Source organism: Magnetococcales bacterium (assembly GCA_015228815.1).
Lineage (GTDB): Bacteria > Pseudomonadota > Magnetococcia > Magnetococcales > UBA8363 > UBA8363.
Map to the genome: position 1 here is coordinate 26364 of JADGCV010000007.1, position 18336 is coordinate 44699.

Annotated in this window: 14 protein-coding genes; 4 read left to right on the plus strand and 10 right to left on the minus strand. The window is 56.7% G+C overall.

From position 1 onward, the window contains the following. Window positions 1–53: 53 nt before the first annotated feature. The 6 genes from pelG to HQL76_04245 are packed head-to-tail and all read right to left on the minus strand — an operon-like array spanning window position 54 to window position 8727. On the minus strand, window positions 54–1436 hold the full coding sequence (gene pelG, locus HQL76_04220) for an exopolysaccharide Pel transporter PelG (protein MBF0108363.1): 1383 nt from the start codon (window positions 1434–1436) through the stop codon (window positions 54–56). Between the two features lie 4 nt (window positions 1437–1440). After that, window positions 1441–3018 (minus strand): GT4 family glycosyltransferase PelF, encoded by a 1578-nt coding sequence (gene pelF / locus HQL76_04225; GenBank protein MBF0108364.1) that lies wholly within the window; start codon window positions 3016–3018, stop codon window positions 1441–1443. Next, window positions 3015–4637, minus strand: coding sequence for a cyclic nucleotide-binding domain-containing protein (locus HQL76_04230; protein MBF0108365.1), 1623 nt, complete (start codon window positions 4635–4637; stop codon window positions 3015–3017). Before HQL76_04230 ends, pelF begins: the two co-directional genes overlap by 4 nt. Beyond that, a complete protein-coding gene (locus tag HQL76_04235; protein MBF0108366.1) occupies window positions 4634–6103 on the minus strand; it encodes a GAF domain-containing protein in 1470 nt (489 codons plus the stop codon). The genes HQL76_04230 and HQL76_04235 overlap by 4 nt, the downstream gene beginning before the upstream one ends. Before the next feature lie 18 nt (window positions 6104–6121). After that, a complete protein-coding gene (locus HQL76_04240) occupies window positions 6122–7042 on the minus strand; it encodes a hypothetical protein (protein MBF0108367.1) in 921 nt (306 codons plus the stop codon). A gap of 59 nt (window positions 7043–7101) precedes the next feature. Then, the gene (locus HQL76_04245) at window positions 7102–8727 is read right to left on the minus strand and encodes a hypothetical protein (protein MBF0108368.1); all 1626 of its coding nucleotides are present in this window, start codon (window positions 8725–8727) and stop codon (window positions 7102–7104) included. 146 nt (window positions 8728–8873) lie between these two features. Between HQL76_04245 and HQL76_04250 the strand changes: the two genes are divergently transcribed. Both HQL76_04250 and HQL76_04255 read left to right on the plus strand, forming a co-directional pair. After that, window positions 8874–9140 carry a nucleotidyltransferase substrate binding protein gene (locus HQL76_04250; GenBank protein ID MBF0108369.1) on the plus strand — a complete coding sequence of 89 codons (267 nt, stop codon included), beginning with the start codon at window positions 8874–8876 and terminating at the stop codon, window positions 9138–9140. 133 nt (window positions 9141–9273) lie between these two features. Continuing rightward, the gene (locus HQL76_04255) at window positions 9274–9912 is read left to right on the plus strand and encodes a hypothetical protein (protein MBF0108370.1); all 639 of its coding nucleotides are present in this window, start codon (window positions 9274–9276) and stop codon (window positions 9910–9912) included. 22 nt (window positions 9913–9934) lie between these two features. Here HQL76_04255 and HQL76_04260 read toward each other — a convergent pair whose 3' ends face one another. Together HQL76_04260 and rlmN are read right to left on the minus strand one after the other, a co-directional pair. After that, a complete protein-coding gene (locus tag HQL76_04260; protein ID MBF0108371.1) occupies window positions 9935–11110 on the minus strand; it encodes a glycosyltransferase family 4 protein in 1176 nt (391 codons plus the stop codon). Continuing rightward, entirely contained in the window at window positions 11107–12150 is a 1044-nt protein-coding gene (gene rlmN, locus HQL76_04265) for a 23S rRNA (adenine(2503)-C(2))-methyltransferase RlmN (GenBank protein MBF0108372.1), read from the minus strand. The genes HQL76_04260 and rlmN overlap by 4 nt, the downstream gene beginning before the upstream one ends. A gap of 308 nt (window positions 12151–12458) precedes the next feature. Here rlmN and HQL76_04270 point away from each other — a divergent pair, with 308 nt between their 5' ends. After that, complete coding sequence (locus HQL76_04270; protein MBF0108373.1) at window positions 12459–13286, plus strand: hypothetical protein; 828 nt, start codon at window positions 12459–12461, stop codon at window positions 13284–13286. Between the two features lie 92 nt (window positions 13287–13378). Then, the gene (gene dnaE, locus HQL76_04275; protein ID MBF0108374.1) at window positions 13379–16903 is read left to right on the plus strand and encodes a DNA polymerase III subunit alpha; all 3525 of its coding nucleotides are present in this window, start codon (window positions 13379–13381) and stop codon (window positions 16901–16903) included. Window positions 16904–16922: 19 nt separating this feature from the next. Here dnaE and HQL76_04280 read toward each other — a convergent pair whose 3' ends face one another. Next, on the minus strand, window positions 16923–17762 hold the full coding sequence (locus HQL76_04280) for a hypothetical protein (GenBank protein MBF0108375.1): 840 nt from the start codon (window positions 17760–17762) through the stop codon (window positions 16923–16925). A 69-nt stretch (window positions 17763–17831) separates the two neighbouring features. Next, entirely contained in the window at window positions 17832–18227 is a 396-nt protein-coding gene (locus tag HQL76_04285; protein MBF0108376.1) for a hypothetical protein, read from the minus strand. Between the last annotated feature and the right edge of the window lie 109 nt (window positions 18228–18336).

The window sequence follows — 18336 nt, forward strand, 5'->3', positions numbered from 1 at the left end:
AATTCATGCCTGGGCTTCCGAAGGGGTGCCGTCACACGCCCAGCCGACCGGAATTACCCCTTCACCGATTCGTTCTGGGTGATGAAGGTATGGTAGGGAAGATCGAGGATATGGCGAAAGGTGATGATGACCGCGACCATGAAGGTCAAGAGACAGGCGCCGAAATATCCAAATCCATAATAGGAAAATCCTTGATTCATGGAGATGGTTGTCAATACGGTATTGGAGATCAGGAACAGGAAGCTGACCTGCAACGCCTTGCGACGGCAGTCGAAGTAGGAAAGAAGAATGTTCAGAAATAGAATGGAAACGTGATAAAATGCCCCCAACACTCCCAGGCGATACATTCCCATCTGTTTAAAGTTGATGTTGAACCATTCGAACATGTTTGGCGCGAGGAGGATGGCCAAAAGGCTGACCCCACCCTGAAGAATCAAAAAATTGCGTCCGCTCACATGAACCGCCTGAATCAGCTCCCGATGATTTTTGCAAATAGTGGCGAAATCGACATGTTGTTGAATATCGCGGTAGAATTTAAGATAGTGTTCGTAGAATCGGGTCTCCATGCTCAAAACGAAGGAGGCCATGGAGGGGACGATGGACAGATAGGCCAGAAACATGGCGCTGTCATAATTGGGATAGGAATGGAATCCCCCCGCCACCGTTTCCCGCTCGGGGGAAAACCACATGATCCATTTATCGGCCCATGCGGCCAGATTAAACGTCAATCCGACCAGCGCCAGATCCCAATAACGCCTGAAATATCCCAGAAAACCGAAAAAATCCTTCGCCTCATAGGGATATTCGGCAAAAACCCGGGCAATGATGCCGAAGAAGATGATCGCCAGGCCGGCATTGAAACCGAAAAACATGCCCACCACCCCAAGATCCCTGGCCAGAAACGGGTTGGCCACTGCCCCCAGCATCATTCCCAGGAAAAAGACCCGGATGACCATCTTGTAATCTTTCAAGGCGGTCACAAAAATGGTCACCAGCCAAATGCCGTTGATCAGAAAATAGTTGATGAAGGCGCTGACGGCGGTCATGAACTCCAGTTCGACATGGAAAAAATAAAAATAAAACGCCAGGGGAAACTGAACCGCATAGATCAGCATCAACCCTCCCAGAAGGGTACCGGGGGCCTTCCACACCTCCTTGAGGAAAATAAGATCCGAGACATAACGGGTGACTACCATGATGATGGGACCGGAAATCACCAGGGAAAAGGAAAAATTATAGATGACGGCGATACGAAAGGAAATCTGCTGTTCAAAAGTGGTAAAGTAGGAACCCAGGGAAAGTATTCCGGTCAAGGCGAGAATCGTGAACAACCAGGGACCGGTAGCCACCAGCGCCGAATAGCCGAATCCGCTCAGAAGGCCGATCAGGTTGTCCCTGGTCGTCAGATTGCGCAAGACAAAACCGATACCCGCCATGGTCCTACTCCCGCACCGGTTCGGAATCGGAGGGAAGGTGACACAACCGGGTGTAGAGTTCGCGGTAGGTCTGTGTCAACGTTCCCTGATCGTAATACTTTTTCACCCGCTGGCGGATGGCCTGGGAACACTGGCGCCACCAGGCGGGCTGGGTGAGGAGGCGCACCAGTTCGTGGGCGGTTTCCGAAGGACTCGATACCCGGGTCACCGCTCCGGCCGGTCCCAGGGGAGGATCCTCGTCGGGCATTCCAAGGATCATCTCCCGGCACGCCCCGACATCGGTGGCAACGGTTGGCACCCCGGCCGCTCCCGCCTCCAGAATCACCAGGGGTTGTCCCTCGCTGATGCTGGTCAGGACCAGGACATCGATTCGTCCCAGATAGTCCACCAGATTGACCCGTCCGGTAAATTCGATCATCTCCTGAAGATGAAAATGATGCACCAATCCCAGGCATTCCTCGTAATAGTCTTCATCCTCCTCGGTCGGTCCCATGATCATGGCGCGGGCGTTGGGCACCGACTGGCGCAAAATGGCGCATGCCTGGATGAACCCCTTGATGTCCTTGATGGGAACGACCCGACCGATCAGGGCGATCGTGGGTGGACGGGTCCCCTTGTCGGAAACCAGGTTTTCGAAACGGCGCCAGTCGATGCCGTTGGGAATCACCCGCATCCGGGAAGGATCGGCGCCGTCGGCCTTCTGGAAATCCTGGTTGCCGCCGTAGATGGTGATGATTTCCTCGCAGGCCTGGTAACAGGCCAGGGAATAGGCCTGAAACGCATGGATCCACAACTTGCGGCAATCGCTCTTGCCATGATCCAGTTGCAGGCCGGCGTTCGGATCCTCGTAAAGCCATTCGGCCATGGTGATTTCGATGCGGCGTTCGTTGGTGTAGATGCCATGTTCGCAGACGATGACCGGACGTCCGGTCTCCATGCGGGCCCGGGCAAGACACAGGCCGGCATAACCGGTCGATACCGCATGATAGACCCGCGCCCGCGGAAGATCCCGCAGAAGGATCGTGAACAGATTTCCCGACAGATAACGCCACGTCCAGAAAAAATCGAGAAACGGCCCCCCCGGCAACAGCCGGTCGTACAACCGCAACAGCAAATCCCACCCCGGTCTTGAGTTGAGCAACCATCCCGGCGCCAACTCCCGGCGAAAGGGGGCCAGGGTGGCAACGATGCGCCGCAATGGTTCAATCCCGCCCTCCTCCTGAAAGCCTGCCAATCCAGGCTCCAGGTCGGCAAACAAGGAAGACACGGATTTTCCGCGTCCCAATCCACCACGGGGAGGGGCGAGGAAAAGATGCGTGATGCCCGAGACATTTTTCGGAAGGTCATACCGCGTTTGCAATTTTTGATTGGGAGCAAGAAGGGCCAAAAGATGAAAACTGAATTCGGGCAGACTTTTGATCAACTCGTGTACCCATCCGGAGACCCCGCCCGCCACATAGGGATAGGTCCCTTCGACGATCAGGCAGATGTCGGCGGATGGGGTGGTCGCCACCTTTTTCTTGCCGAGGCCCCCGAGTATTTTCCCGGTCCAGGGAAAAGATGTCCGTGGCAACCCGTTCATGGCGTCGCCAGATGGACATCGATCTGGTCACGGATCCGCGCAGCCCTTTGGTTCAGTGCCACGGGATCGACTTCGAAAAACAAGGTCTTCGCGGACGCTTCGAGCTTCAGTTGTCGGTTGGCGATGTCCCGGGCCAGGGCATCGAGGATGTCTTCCTTGCCACGAATGATCGGAACGATATGGTCACGCGACAGTTTCATGAGTCGGCATTTCCCGGTCAGCGCCAGGACGTTGGTGGCCCGCTTCGCCCCGGTCAGCAACGACATTTCCCCGAAATACTGTCCCTCGCCCAGACGGGCAAGTTCCACCGCCCCCTTCTCGGGATCATCGAGGACCACCACCACCATTCCGGACAGGATGACAAACATTGTATGATCGGTATCCCCTTGATGAACGATGTATTCCCCTTCCGTGAATTCGATAATCCGCGCATTCCGGGCCAGGGCCGACCGCTCGGCGATGCTGATGAACTCGAAAATTTCAACCTTGTGCAAACCATCGCCCGTATATCGTCCCGACCACAGATCGACCGTTTCCCTGATTCTGTCCAGATGTTCCTCATTTCCGGAAAACAGAAGGTAATACCGTTCCGCCAGCCGGTTCAGTTCGTCGAAGCGGTTTAGTTTGTACAAGGTTTCCATCGCCCATGTGACCAACTGGTGGGAAACCTGACCCCGGTCCAGAACGGAGGCAAAAAAATCGGCGGCCTCGGGAAGGGCTCCGGAACGGACCAGCGTCCGCCCCAGGGCCGTGGCAATCCCCAGATCATCCGGGCGCAACGTCAGGCATTCACGATAACTGGCGATGGCCTTGCGGCGGTTTTCCCCCTCGCGAATCGCGTCCAGCAGTCCGGTAAAGGCAAAGTCGTCATAATGCCGCGCCACCTTCGACAGGACATTCCAGTCACGGGGATGTTTTTCGCGTTCGCGTTCCAGGTGCATGGCATCCTTCATGAACCTGTTTTCCACATGGGAAATGGCCGTGGCTGCCTGCACCCGAACCGAATTGTCGGGATTGTTGACCGCCTCCCGCAGGACCGGGGCGAAGGCCGGTTTGAACTGGCGTGTCATTCGGGCGATCATGGTTTGTTTCTGCTCGCGGCTGCCGTAGGAAAGGATGTCCATGAACGGCGTCAAGGCGGCATTGGCCCCTTCCCCCTGGTGTTCAAGGCGGGACATGAGTTCCATCGCGGCATTGATGGAGTCGGCGGGAAAAAGGCTGGCATACCATTCCTCGAACGAGGTCGCCGTCTTGCGATATTCCAGAAACAATCCCAGCGCCAGCAATACCCCCAGTATGCCCACGAACCCCATCGTGCCGACAGCCACTGGAAGAAGATAGAAAAAACCATTGAGACAGGGAGTGTCGCTCTCGCGATCCCGCCGCCAAGCCCAAAGAACAAGCAACGAGACCAAAAGGGCATGCAATCCCATCAGATGTACCGGAATCTTCAAGGGATCCAGGCCAAACTCCCAGAACATTCCCCAAAGAAGGGCCATCTCCAGCAAAAACACCAGCAAGGACAAAAACAAAAAACCCATGGCGCAGGAAAGATCACGCTTCTGGCCGGGATCTTCCTCCAGAGACTCCGCATCCATGGAAAGGTCCGTCGCGGTCATGCCCCTCCATCCTGTCCCTGTTTTTTTGCCTTGTGCAAGGTCTGGGTCGCAATGGTGAACCGTGCCCGGGGTACCGTCGCAAGGACATGTTCCGCCAGGGCCTGATCGAATTTTTTCAGGACGAATTTCATGTTTTCCGCCGGGGTCGCCGGCAGAAGCAGGGCAAATTCGAACCCTGGCGTTTCGTAGTCGAAGGCCATGTCGGTATTGCGCATGACGACGCTCGTCGCCTTGCCGATCAGACCGGGAATCATCCGTTGCTCATCCTGTTTCAAATCATCCGGATTTTCCAGGCGGACAATCATCAGGCTGACCTCGAAGTCGAGTCTCCGCCCCAGATTTGTCATCAAAGCCACCTGACGGGGAAAAAATCCGTAGGAAAACAGGCTGCTGTCCTGATTGATCACGCTGTCCGCCCGCGCCGCCCGCAAACGCAGCGCCAGACCATAGGAAGCCCCGGCCCATTCGCACAAGGCCTTGAAGTTTTCGATGGAAGTGACATTGAACTCCATGAACCCCAGATGTTCAATCTTGATCATCCCGCCGATGTCTCCGGTTTCCCGATGCAACAGGGGACCCGCCAGCACCCCCTGGTCATCGAGGATCTCCCGCTCCTTGGAGTTGTTGACCATGAGAAAACGTTTCTCCGCCACGATCGCCTGAAACAACGGATCCCGTGAAGAAAAGGATTCCTTGAAAGGATCATCCTCCTTCCATCCCGATTTGACCATGGCCACCAGATTCCGGTCTTCAAGGGTGTAGATGGAAAACTTCTCGGGACTGATCACGGAACGGATCATGTCGCGGGCGCCGGAAAGGACCATCGCCGGATCTTCGTTTTCCAACTCCTTGGCTGCCTTGAAGGAGGAGATGACGGTCTTGAGTTGTCCGGCGACCTGAATTTCCAGGCGTTCCTTGGCCTTGCTGACCTGTTGGTAGGCCTTGGTGATTGCCTGGCCCCGTTTTTCGGCGGCGGCCATCGCCTTCCACAAGGTGCTGCGCTCACTGCGGTGCCGATCCTGCAACAACCCCAGAAGCACCGCGCCAACCGCCCAGGACAGGGGTTGAATCGACAGTTCATACAATTGTTCAAAAGCATCCTGGCCATACCGTGCCTCGGGCAGACCGCCGGAGAGCACGAGGATGCTGGAGAAAAATACCGCGAGCAGCCCATGACTGGTGCCATACTGCACACTCATGAGCACCACCGCGATCCAGAACGGATGGGGACAGACCTCCGAAAAACGATCTCCCCCACCCATCGTCAGATCGAACGCCATGAACCCGCCGAAAAACAAGAGCAACTCCGCCCAGGCCGAGGCACGGATTCCAAGCAAAAACAAGGTCTTGCGTCCGGCAAGGTGGGGAAGTACCGGTTCGTCGTCTCCGCCCTTTTTCCCGGGGGGATCGGCAATGGCGGGATTTTTCCTGGATTGTCCCTGTTTGTGCTTCAATAGGTTTTTCAACGATCGTTCGCTCGTCATTTATTTGGGCGGCAGTTGCATTTCCAGAAGGTCATCCTCGACCCGTTTGCCATCGACCTTGTTTCCCGCATCCTTCTGCCGTGCCGCCATTTTTTCCGCCTCCTCCCGCGCCTTGGCCTCCCGTTCCCGGGCTTTGTTGACCTCATCCGCCTTTTTCATCGCCAGGGCGCGTTTCTTGAACAGGGTGGCGCACTGTCGCGATTGCTGGTTCATCCACAGTTCCTCCGGATCGGGAGGTCCCTCGGGAAAGACAAATTCTTGACGTACCCGATCGGCATACGTTTTGACTTCCCCACCCGGTCGTGCAACCGCCACCGAACCGGGTTCGGTCGGCAAATCGCTCTGGGTGATACCGAACATCGCCAGCCGGTCCAGATCGGTCCAGAGTTCCGATGCCTGGGACACGGTATCGTGAACAGCCTTCTGCGCGGTATAATAGATGCTCTCCCGACTCAGGAATCCCGAGCCCATCAAGGATTGGCTCGCCCGCCACAGCACCACCCCATCCTCGATGCGCACCAGTTGCATGTTGAACCCGACCGCCGGTTCCTCGCGCAACCCGTGTTGGTAGGAAAACTCGGAAACGCTCCCTCCAAGGACGGCATCCACGAACAATCCCCGCCCCACGTCACGGGCGATGGTGATGTCCGCCAGACGGTCCATATCCACCTTCAGGCCGATCAGTTGCCGCCGCATTTCGCTCTCTTCAAGGACGCAAAATCCCTGGTTCGCCATCAATTCCGTCGCAAACAACTGTGACACCGACAATCCGGCGGTCGGGCTGTTGCTCAAATTTTCGAACGGCAGCACCGCCACGATCAGCGGATCACCCTCCCTGAGGTCCTGATGGACGTAGGTCCGGTTGACCCCCATGGCACAGCCGAAAAGAACCAATCCAGCCAACGCAGCCCCTGTTTTCATCCAGAATTGGGACGATCCAGAAAACAAACGCAAATGTTTATTCATAGAGATGTCGGAACTCAGAACAGAAATTTGAGTGAATAGTCCAGTTGATCGGTCGTAACCCAATCCCCCAGTTGTCTTGAATAGGCTCTTTGCAAACTCAGTGCCGTTTTCAGGTCGGCCAGAGGCTCATAGATCATCGAAAACGCCATGGAGGGGCCATATTGATCGGTTTCTCGGTCATAAGAATATCCCGCGATCGAACTGTAGGTCAGGTAATCGCTCCACATGTCGAACCATGCGGCGCTGAGAAGATGATTTTCCTTTTCAGTGATGGGAAACAAGGCATATTCGGCGCCCAGGGCATTGATGCGATATTCCTGATGCTGCACCATTTCCTTGTCGAGACTATAGGATAATTCAAGATTGTTGCGGCTGAGAAAAGCATGACGCACACTGCCCAGAATGTGTATGCTTTCCGCCGCCCGATCTTCCCGACTCAGGCCATAGCGGTTGAGCGCCCCGGTCAACGAGGTGCGCAGCCGGTTTCCATGCCAGGTATCCTCCCGTTCCACTTCGATGCGGTCACGCCAACCATTGTCCACCAGGCCATTGGTGGTCCCCCCGAAGGGGCGGTGCCAGTCGCCCTTCACGGTCGTCAAGGCGGTCGGGTGATAAAATTCATGGGCCAGGGTCAATCCTGCCTGATCCTCTCCCGCCAGCACTCCGATACGGGTCACATCGGCGTTGGGCCAATTCAGGGACAGTTCCGCCTCTCCCGCCAACCATTCGACTACCTGATCGGCGGTCAAGCCGTCGGCATCGGTGACATTGTCGATTTCCAGATCGACCCGTCGCATCTTGATGTCCAGTTCCATGGCGTTGCTGGCGACCAGAAGGAGTTCAAGATCCATACTGTCCTGGCGTTCGTCGTCCTTGCTGGAACGTTTGTGGGCGGCACTTGTCAGAAGATAGGGCCCATGATTGTGATGCAACAACGCTTTGGCAAAGATAATGTTTGGTTCGCCGATGGCCTGGGACAATCCCCGGTCATACAGGGCCACGGCCTGACGCCACCGTCCGAGCTGGTCTTCCAGGGTTCCCAACTCTCCGAGAAATTCGACATTTTTCGGTTCCTCCGCGACCAGATCGCGCAGGCGCATGCGGGCGCCATACATCGTCCGGTTGGCAACCATGGTCTTGGCCTTGAGAAACCGCAGGCGGGCATCCTCGATCCGCCGCTGTTCGAGAAGTTCCGGAGTCGGCGGCGGCAGAGTCATGACAATGACGACCTCGGCGCCATTCGCGGTCACATGAAATCCCGTTCCTGCCTGACTGGCCCGCAACAACAGCGCGTCATAACCGTAACGGACGTCCCCCAGCCAGGCAAACAGACCCTGGATGGCCTCATCCAATCCCTGGGGGAGAAAGGGGCGTTCGAACACCATCACCAGTTCCCGCCCTTTGAGACGTTTGGTAAAATTGACCGTTTCCGTCCAGGAAAGAATGAGACGCGCCTCCTGGTCGTTGTGTTCGGAGCGGACGTGAACGGTCGCAACGGGTGGTTGTTGCGGTGGCGCGGTCTCGGGATCGGGAAGAACGGGTTCCATCATCGGAAGGACCATCCCTTCCGCCAATGCCGAATCAACGGTCGTGGCGCCGATCGTCCATGGAATGAACCAAAACAAACTTATGAAAACCATCAGATTGCGCATATCCAACCTTCACGCGGTGGCTCCCCCCGGATGTCGCCAACGCAATAATCGAGCCATGACATCTTGTCCTTCTTTTTTTTCCGGACGCCGCTGCGCTGCGCCACCTGGCCGGTCCGCATGAGAATGGGTACGCGATGATCGACTATGATCAATTGACAAAATCCCTCAAACACCTGGAACTACAGTTCGCCAACCATGCCGCGGCGCGGAATCGTCCCGAACTTTCCACTTTGGATCGGGAAGCCCTCGCCGAATCGGTCATCCAGAGGTTCGAGACCTGTTACGATACCTTGTGGAAAGACCTTAAGCGTTATTTGGTTGAAGTTCTGGGGTTGCCAAAAGTGCCCAACAGCCCGAAACCCATCATTCGCCTGGCGAGTCGGGAACAACCCGTCCCATGAAAGCAATCGCCCCGGGCCGATCCAGATCATCCATTGAAAAAACGATCAATCAGGTTATTCTGGCATTTTGTGGCATTCATCCCCCGCCATTCAACCGGGCCGACACGCCCTTCACGGCAAAGGTTAAAATCCCATGTCCGATCATGCAACAGGGAGACAATCCCTTCCCGGCATCCGCATCGTTGAACAACCGGTCCCGCCTCCCGCCGAAGAGAACGCCACGGTCCGATCGCGTCATGGCGGTCCGGACTGGGATGGCGAAGTGGCACGGGTACGGCGTTGGGCCGAGGAAGGCAACTGGGAGGAGGTTTTCAAACAACTCAAGACCATGTCCCAACGTTTCAAGAACACCGAAATCTACAAGGCCCTGGCCCAGCGAATTTGGGTCGCCCTCAAGACCGAAACCCCCGCCTCCGAATGCGTCCTGGCGTTGTTCCATCTGCTCAACACCCTGGGTCCGCGGCACGAGGTTGCGGGTCCGATTGCGGCGTTGGCCCACTTCATGGCCAAGCATCGCACCCCCGAACATCCCGATCGCGATCTGGCATTGGGACAGGCGCAGCAGATGTTTCATCGTGTTTGCGAGGAAAAAGGGATCGTCGGCGAAGAGGCGTTCAAGATATGGGTCACCAACACCCGCCTGGACGACCCCACCCATTACGTCCCCATCGTCATGCACTGCCTGGAAGTGATGGTCGGGGAGGACTGGTGGTTCGATCGCGAGCTGTTGCAACGCGAACTGGAACAGACGACCCACGCTGGAACCTGTTGAACAATCATCTCCAGACGGCCCTTCAGATGCCGACGGCAAGGTCGATCACGCGGTCACACTGGCGGCTCCAGGGAAAATCGTTCATGAACCGGTGTCCCGCCCCACCCCGACGGGCCGCCCCCTCGGTATCGTCAAAGACCCGTTCCAGTGCCGCGACCGCCTCCTCGACCGACGATTCACCCCAGTCCTCCATGAATTCTCCGGTAACGGGAGAGACCACCGGGGACTGTTGCCGCAGAATCAGGCAACGGTCCTCGTCGGCCAGATCCAGATGCCCCGTATTGGCCGACAGGATGACCGGGATGGCCATCGCCATGCATTCCATGGCCACCAGGTTGGTCCCCCCTTCGCAGCGATTGGGAAACAACGCGACATCGACCTCGCGCAACACCTCGGGCATCCGGGGATTGGCGACGAGTCCGACATCGAGAAAGGAACCGACCGGCAGATTTTGTCCCATCCACCGTTCCAACCCCGTCGTCCCTTCCTCGGGAAAACCCTCGATCCAACGTTCCGGGAACCGGCTGGATGGATCGACCCAACGGTTGCTCCACGCCGTCAGGAGAAAGGCCTCGGGATGCCTGGCATGAAAACGGCGAAAGGTCTCCACCACCAGATCCTGTCCCTTGCGAAACTCCAGTTTGCCGCCGGAAAAGATGACGAAACGGTCCTTGAGCAGGCCACGTCGTCCGGAAGGGTGAAACTGCGTGGTTTCCACCCCCTGCATGACGTAATGGACATTGTCGAGGCCGTATTTTTCCCGCAATACCCGTTCGTTCCAACGCGAGCCGACGATGATGCGGCGACAGTGCCGTGCCTGTTCGATGTTCCCCGGTTCGATACGGGCCGTTTCGAAGAAGGTGATTCCGACGGGAGGCAATCCTTCGAACCGGACGTCATCAAAAGTCAGGCGACCATCGGAATGAATCAGGGGAAGGGTATCGGCGGACCGGATGATGCGCTGGGGATGGAGGTGGCGCACCCGAAGAAGATCGGTCGAATCCTCCAGTACCGGAATCAACAACCGTGCCTGAAGGGGATCCAGATCCATGGCGCCCGGTTTTTGCAGGAGTCGCGGACGGAGTCCCTGCCTGAGCAACGCCAGGACCAGATTCAAGCCATAGACCCCCCAGCCGTGGTAATGCCCCACCGACCAGGACAGTGCCACCCCCCGGACGCCATTGGACATATCCGTCATTGTCCCCCCTCCCGAATGCCGACGAGTTGCCCGCAGGCGGCTTCGATATCCGCGCCGCGCCGGTCACGAATCACCGTCACCAACCCCGAACCGCCGACGATGTCCTGAAATTCGCGGATCCTTTCGGCGGACGAGGGGACGAACGAGGTTCCCGGCCAGGGATTGAAGGCGATCAGGTTGACCTTGGAGGGAATTCCTTTGAGAAATCGCACCAATCCCCGGGCATCCTCATCGCCATCGTTGACCCCGGCAAGCATCACGTATTCCCAGGTGATCCGCCGCCCCGTCTTCAGGGGATACTCCAGGACTGCCTGGCGCAAGGAGGCCAGATTGTATTTTTTATTGATGGGGACCAGACGGTTTCGCAGCTCGTCCTGAATCGCGTGCAATGAAATCGCCAGATTGACCCCAAGCTCCCGCCCCACCGTCGCCAATCGCGACACCACCCCGGCGGTGGACAGGGTGATCTTTCTGGAACCGATGGCCAGGCCGTTGGGATCCATCATGATCCGCACCGCCTTGAAGACAGCCTCGTGATTGTACAACGGTTCACCCATCCCCATGAGGACCACGTTGGTCACCCGCCCCCCCGAAACCGCAAGTTCCGAGCGCGCCAGAATGACCTGATCGACGATCTCCGCCACCCCAAGGTTGCGTTGCAAGGGCCTGGTCCCGGTGTGACAGAAAGGACAGGAAAGAGAACAACCCACCTGAGAGGAAACACACAAGGTTCCACGGTCGGACTCCGGAATGTAGACCATTTCCACGAAGGCGCCATCCGCCAATTCCAACAACCACTTGATCGTCCCGTCCCGTGACAGGCGCCGCGACCGGACCCGGGGACGGCACAGCGAAAATCGCTCGCCCAGCCGCCTGCGAAAATCGATGGACAGATCGGTCATCCCATCGATGCCGGAAACCCATTTGACATGGATCCACGACCAGATCTGTTTCGTCCGATAGGGTTTTTCGCCCCATTCGCCAAGAATGTCCAATAATTCTCCACGAAGGAGTCCTGTCAGACACGGGGTGGAATTCATTCATTCTGCTCCTTGGTTTTGCCGTCTTTTCGCCGTCGCCGCGCTTGTGGATCATTGCTGTGGAAAAAATTTGGACACCATACATGTTCCGCCATCGGTCCCATGGGAAGCCTTCCTGCTTTCGGGCCGCGGTTGTGAATAACTTGCCTGAACCCGCCTCTTTTGGATACACTCGGTCCACCATGGATCATGGGATGGGCGGTTGGGAAACGGCAAGCGTCTCCTGGCCAAGTTCCGTCGAACTTCCAGGCCCCTTTCGGGACGTGCCACGACAGACAGACTTTCTTTACCAGTGAAGGACCCGAACGATGTATTTTTCAACCCGAGCCATTGCCCTTTTTGCCTTTCTTGCCCTCGTTCTGGGATCGGTTCCCGCCACGATCCAGGCTGCGGGCTATCCCAAGGAATTTTCCGCCACCATCCAATGGACCATACCCACCGACCCGAATGTCCCTGGAGCCGCCGCGGGCAGTGAAAAAATCGTGGGCAAGGTGTATTCCGGCAAGGATCGCCTGCGCATCGAATCGACCACGGATGATCGGACCCGGGCGCTGATTCTGCTGACGGCGGAAAAGAAAGCCTGGACCCTGGACCTCAAGGATAAATCCTATCATGAAGGGGCCGGCAAGGTCGCCGTTCTTCCCAAACCCGACATCGATATTCTCCCTTCCGACCCCGACAGCCCCTGCGCCAGGAAAGAAAAAGTCACCTGCACCCGCGCCGGGAGCGATACCCTTGACGGAGTCGCGGTCGAAAAATGGACCATCTCCATCCACCAGAACAATCAGAAAGGGGAAATCCTCCTGTGGATCGATCCGGAACGCCGCCTTGTCCTCAAGCAACAACCCGGCCAGGGACCGCTCCATGCCCGGACGCTCCTTGGCGAGGTCGATCACGGCGGTCGTCCCACGGAAAAATGGACCATCACCGAAACATTCCAGGGACAATCCCATGTCATGGAACAGTGGGTTGACAAGGAACTTCGCCTGATTGTCCGCCAATCGGGACCGGCTGGGGATTTTCTGGTTGTGCAAGACATTGCCATTGCCCCGCAATCCCCCGCCCTTTTTCAGGTTCCGGAAGGATTCAAGCTGGTGAACCCCCCCACGCAACCGCCCCTCCCCGGAAAACGATAGCCCTTGGATTGGATGATTCGTGACGGATCCGGGCCGGGGATTTTGTTTCCCGTGGGGTTTCCGCTCCGGGGCATTGTTTTTGGAAAATGGTCATGACGCCCCCTCCTTCTTTCGTCCACCTGCACATCCATTCCGGTTATTCCCTTCTCTCTTCCACCATCCGCCTGGAAAGCCTCATCCAGCGCGCCATCGAGGAAGGGATGCCGGCCCTGGCCCTGACCGATCAGGGCAACCTGTTTGCCGCCATCCAGTTCTACTCTGCCTGCATCAAGGGGGGGATCAAGCCGGTCATGGGGGCCCAGGTGTATCTTGTCGCCGACCGCCGGGACACCTTGGTTCGGCCCGATCTTGAAGTTCGCCACCAGCTGATCCTTTTGTGCAAGAATGCCCGGGGATGGAAAAATCTGCTCTCCCTGATTTCGATCGGGCATCTGGAAGGAAGTCACGAAAAGCCGCGCATCGATCTGGAAACCCTCCGGCGCCACACGGGCGGATTGCTGGCATTGTCGGCGTGGCGCAAGGGGGAAGTGGGTCACCACCTGGAGGCGGGTCGGAATGTCGAAGCCCAGGAAGCGGCCATCCGTTACCGTGATCTGTTCGCCTCCGAAGATGAAGAAGCCCCCGGATTTTACCTCGAATTGCAACGTCATGGCCTTGCCGACGAGGAATACCTGATTGGGGAAACCATGGCGTTGGCGATGGAATTGAACCTGCCTGTCGTTGCCACCAACGATTGCCATTTCCTCGATCCTTCCGGTCAGCGGGCCCATGATGCCCTGACCTGCGTTGGCCTTGGCTTGACCTTGTATCAGGAAAATCGCGCCATCATCAACAACCGCCACCACTTTGCCGCGATGGCGGAGATGCGTCGTCTGTTTGCCGATATTCCCGAGGCCTGCGACAATACCCTTCAGATTGCTCGGCGCTGCAATGTCCGCCTGGAACTGGGACATACTGTCCTCCCCGATTATCGACCGCCCGAGGGCGAGGACCTTGCCTCATGGCTGCGACAATTGGCCGGAAAGGGGTTGGAGCGCAGGTTGGATCAGGAAACGTTGCCACGGACCCCGGAGGGGCAACGGGAAGAGGTGACGCTTCAGTATCGGCAACGATTGGAATTTGAACTGGATGTCATCATCCAGATGGGTTTTCCCGGCTATTTTTTGATCGTTTCCGATTTTATCCGCTGGGCCAAGAACAACGACATACCGGTCGGCCCCGGAAGGGGATCGGGGGCGGGTTCCCTGGTGGCCTGGAGCCTGGACATCACCGATCTGGATCCCATCCGCTATCAACTGCTCTTCGAACGTTTTCTCAATCCCGAACGGGTCTCCATGCCCGATTTCGATGTCGATTTCTGCATGGATAAACGGGAGCGGGTCATCGGTTATGTCCAGGAACGCTATGGTCACGACCGGATGGCGCAGATCATCACCTTTGGCACGCTCCAGGCACGGGCGGTCATTCGCGATGTCGGGCGGGTCCTGGAATTTTCCTACGGCCAGGTGGACAAGATCGCCAAATTGATCCCCAACACCCTGGGCATCACCCTCAAGGAGGCCATCGCGCAGGAAGAACGTCTGGCGGCGATGATGGCGGAGGATGCCGCGGTCCGGGAACTCATCGAACTGGCGATGCAATTGGAAGGATTGCCCCGCTCCGCCGGTACCCATGCCGCCGGGGTGGTGATGGCCAACGGTCCGCTCACCGACATGGTGCCGCTCTATCGCGATCCCCGCTCCAATATTCCCGTCACCCAGTTCAACATGGCCGATGTCGAAAAGGCGGGGTTGGTCAAATTTGATTTTCTCGGTCTCAAAACCCTGACGGTGATCGATACGGCGTTGAAAATGATCAACGCTCCCCTTCTGGCCTCGGGACGACCTCCCGTGGACATCCGCCACATCGATCTTGAAGATTCAAAAACCTTTCAACTGCTCAAGGAGGGCAAGACCCGGGGAATCTTCCAGCTGGAATCCTCGGGCATGCGGGAAATTCTCAAGAAACTGGCCCCCGACACCTTCGAGGACATCGTCGCCCTGGTCGCCCTCTACCGGCCCGGCCCCCTGGGCTCGGGGATGGTCGATGATTTCATCAATCGCAAGCACAAGCGAACCGAGGTCGTCTATCCCTGGCCGACCCTGGAACCGATCCTCAAGGAAACCTATGGTGTCATTCTGTACCAGGAACAGGTGATGAAGATTGCCCAGGTCCTGGCGGGCTACTCCCTGGGGAGCGCCGACCTGTTGCGTCGCGCCATGGGAAAAAAGAAAAGAGAAGAAATGTTGTCGCAAAGGGAAATCTTTCTCAAGGGAATCGAGGCCAACGCCATACCGCTCAAGACCGGGGATCACATTTTCGATCTGATGGAAAAATTCGCGGGCTACGGTTTCAACAAATCCCATTCCGCCGCCTATGCCCTGATCTCCTATCAGACTGCCTGGCTCAAGGCGCACCATCCGGTTGAATTTCTGGCGGCAACCCTCACCTGCGACATACTTGTCACCGAGAAGGTCACCCAGTTCATCCGTGAATGTCAGGCCATGCAGGTCCCCGTGCTGCCCCCGGACATCAATCGTTCGCACACCACCTTCACCGTCGAGGAGCAAAGAATCCGTTACGGACTCCTTGCCATCAAGAACGTCGGTGCCGGGGCCCTGGAAAAGATCATCGAGCGCCGCGACAAGGAAGGGGCTTTCCGCGGTCTGTACCATCTGTGTGAACATGCTGCCGATGCCGGCGTCAACCGACGCATGATGGAACACCTGATCAAGTCGGGGGCCTGCGATTGCCTGTCCGACAATCGGGCGGCCCTCCTCGAAGCGCTGCCCGACGCCCTGGCACGGGGCATGAAAAAACGGGAAAACCGTGACCTGGGTTTTTTGAGCCTTTTCGCGGCGGAAGAACAGGATCCACCCTTGCCACCAACCCCCCCTCTGGACAATACCCTTTCCCTTCAATTTGAAAAGGAATCCCTGGGATTTCACATGAGCGGCCATCCCATGGATCAATACCTGCCGGAACTCAAGGATTATGGCATCCGCGGCATCCAGTATCTGCACGAGCGGTTTGAATCGGGGAACGACATTCCCGGAACAATCCGCATTGCCGGTCTGGTCGGCGACCGCAAACTCCACCGCACCCGCAAGGGCGACCGGATGGCCTTCGTCACCCTGGAAGATCCCGAAGGACACCAGGAGGTCATCATTTTTTCCGAGGTCTATCAAACCTGCCGCGACCTCATCGAGGGCGATTCCATCCTTGTCGTCGCCGGCACCCTTGGCGCCGACGAGGAAGAACCCAAACTCATGGCCGAAGAGGTGACCGATCTTGACCATTACCGGCAACACCATGCCCGGGAGCTGCGTCTCGACCTGTCCCATTCCTGGCTTGAGGCGGCCAATCTGGATCATTTGTCACGGATTCTCAAGAATCATGCGGGGGGACGGTGCCGCGTCGTGGCCACCCTGAACCTGCCATCGGCCCGCGTCACCACCCGTCTTGGCCCCGAATTCAACGTCGTCCCGTCGCAACGCCTCCTGGATGACCTTGCCCGCATGTGGCCCGGGGAGGGGGCCTCTTTTTCAGGCCAGGTCACCGCCTCCCCGTCCCACTGAACACCAAGGCAGATACCGATCAGACGATCTCTTTGTAAAACAGTCCAGCCACTTTCGAATAAGCCGCGGGAGTAAGGTGAATTTCATTCAACCAATCCGTGCGGTTTGGCATCATCTCACGGATATCGAGCACCCTGACACGATCCGAGCGTAGCTTGATGAGTTCGTCAGCAAAAGCGTCGATCATCCATTTTATGATCGCATATTGGTCTTTCTTATATTTGATTCCTTTTTCCTCCATATAGGGCTTGATCCACGACTTTGTTTTGAACAAACCACCCAGGAAGGCTCCACCAATATTGCTCGGAAGGGGATAGCAATAGGTGTGCGTGATGAGGATACATCTACTGTTGCAATCCATAACATGATCGATCAGTCTCTTGTAAGCCTGGATAATTTTTTCAAGAGTTTTATTGAATTCCTCTTGATTGATCCACCCCAGGGGATTTCCTGGCGTGGTATTCTGATCATGAAGGAATCGATCCATATCGCCCTCGCCGACGATATCATTCCCACCGCCGGAGAAGAGAAAGAAATCAAGCTGTTCATAGTATTTCTCCAGTAGTCGTTTAATTTCACGGAAGCTGGAGCCAGAAAGCATCTTGACCGCTTCATCTCCAGGACTGGATAGTTGCAGCAAATTAAAATAGGACATCGACGACAGACAATCGACGACATTTGATGGTTGCCCAAAAAACACGGCCCTTCTCGGATAGGAGAACCAAGAGTCCCCCTCTGCGATGATTGTTTTACAGTGTGACCGGTATTCCAACAAGCAATCAAATTCTCCCTCTGAAACTGTAAAACGATTGGTTGCAACCAAATGAGTCCGGTTGACTGGATCGATTTCGCATGTCATGGTACCCTCCTCTGAATGTCAATTGTATATTACTTAACTGAAAACCATGGAACAACTACAACTCAAAACTCACACCCCCCCAGAATTCACGGAACTTTTTGTTTTTGCCTTTTTGGTCCTGGGTTTGCGCCAGCGCAGGGTCACCTTCAACTGCGCTTCGGCACCCCCTTCGGAGATGAAGGCAACCCCCACCTTGCCATGAAGTTTCAGGCCAAAGGAGACCCGGCACTCCGAGGGATCGCTGGCGCGAAAACGATCCACCACCCGTTGCACCACCGGTTGCACCGTCTCCAAGGCTTCCATCACGGTGGTGGAAACCTTGTTGCTGAGGGTCTTTTCTCCCCGAAAGACTGGCCCGCTTTCTCCCTGCCCGGAAGGGTCATCCAGCAACACCACCTCATCGTCCGCGACTTCCGCGAAAAAAGTTGAGTTTTCATCCAGCTTTATCTCTACGATTCTGCCCATCAACAGTCCCTTTCGACAAACCAGCATCTGAAAAACGATCATCATCCGCAAAATGAGGCGTTCTGTCCAGGGTTGTTTCCAAATCGAGGCAGAGATATGATTCGCATGA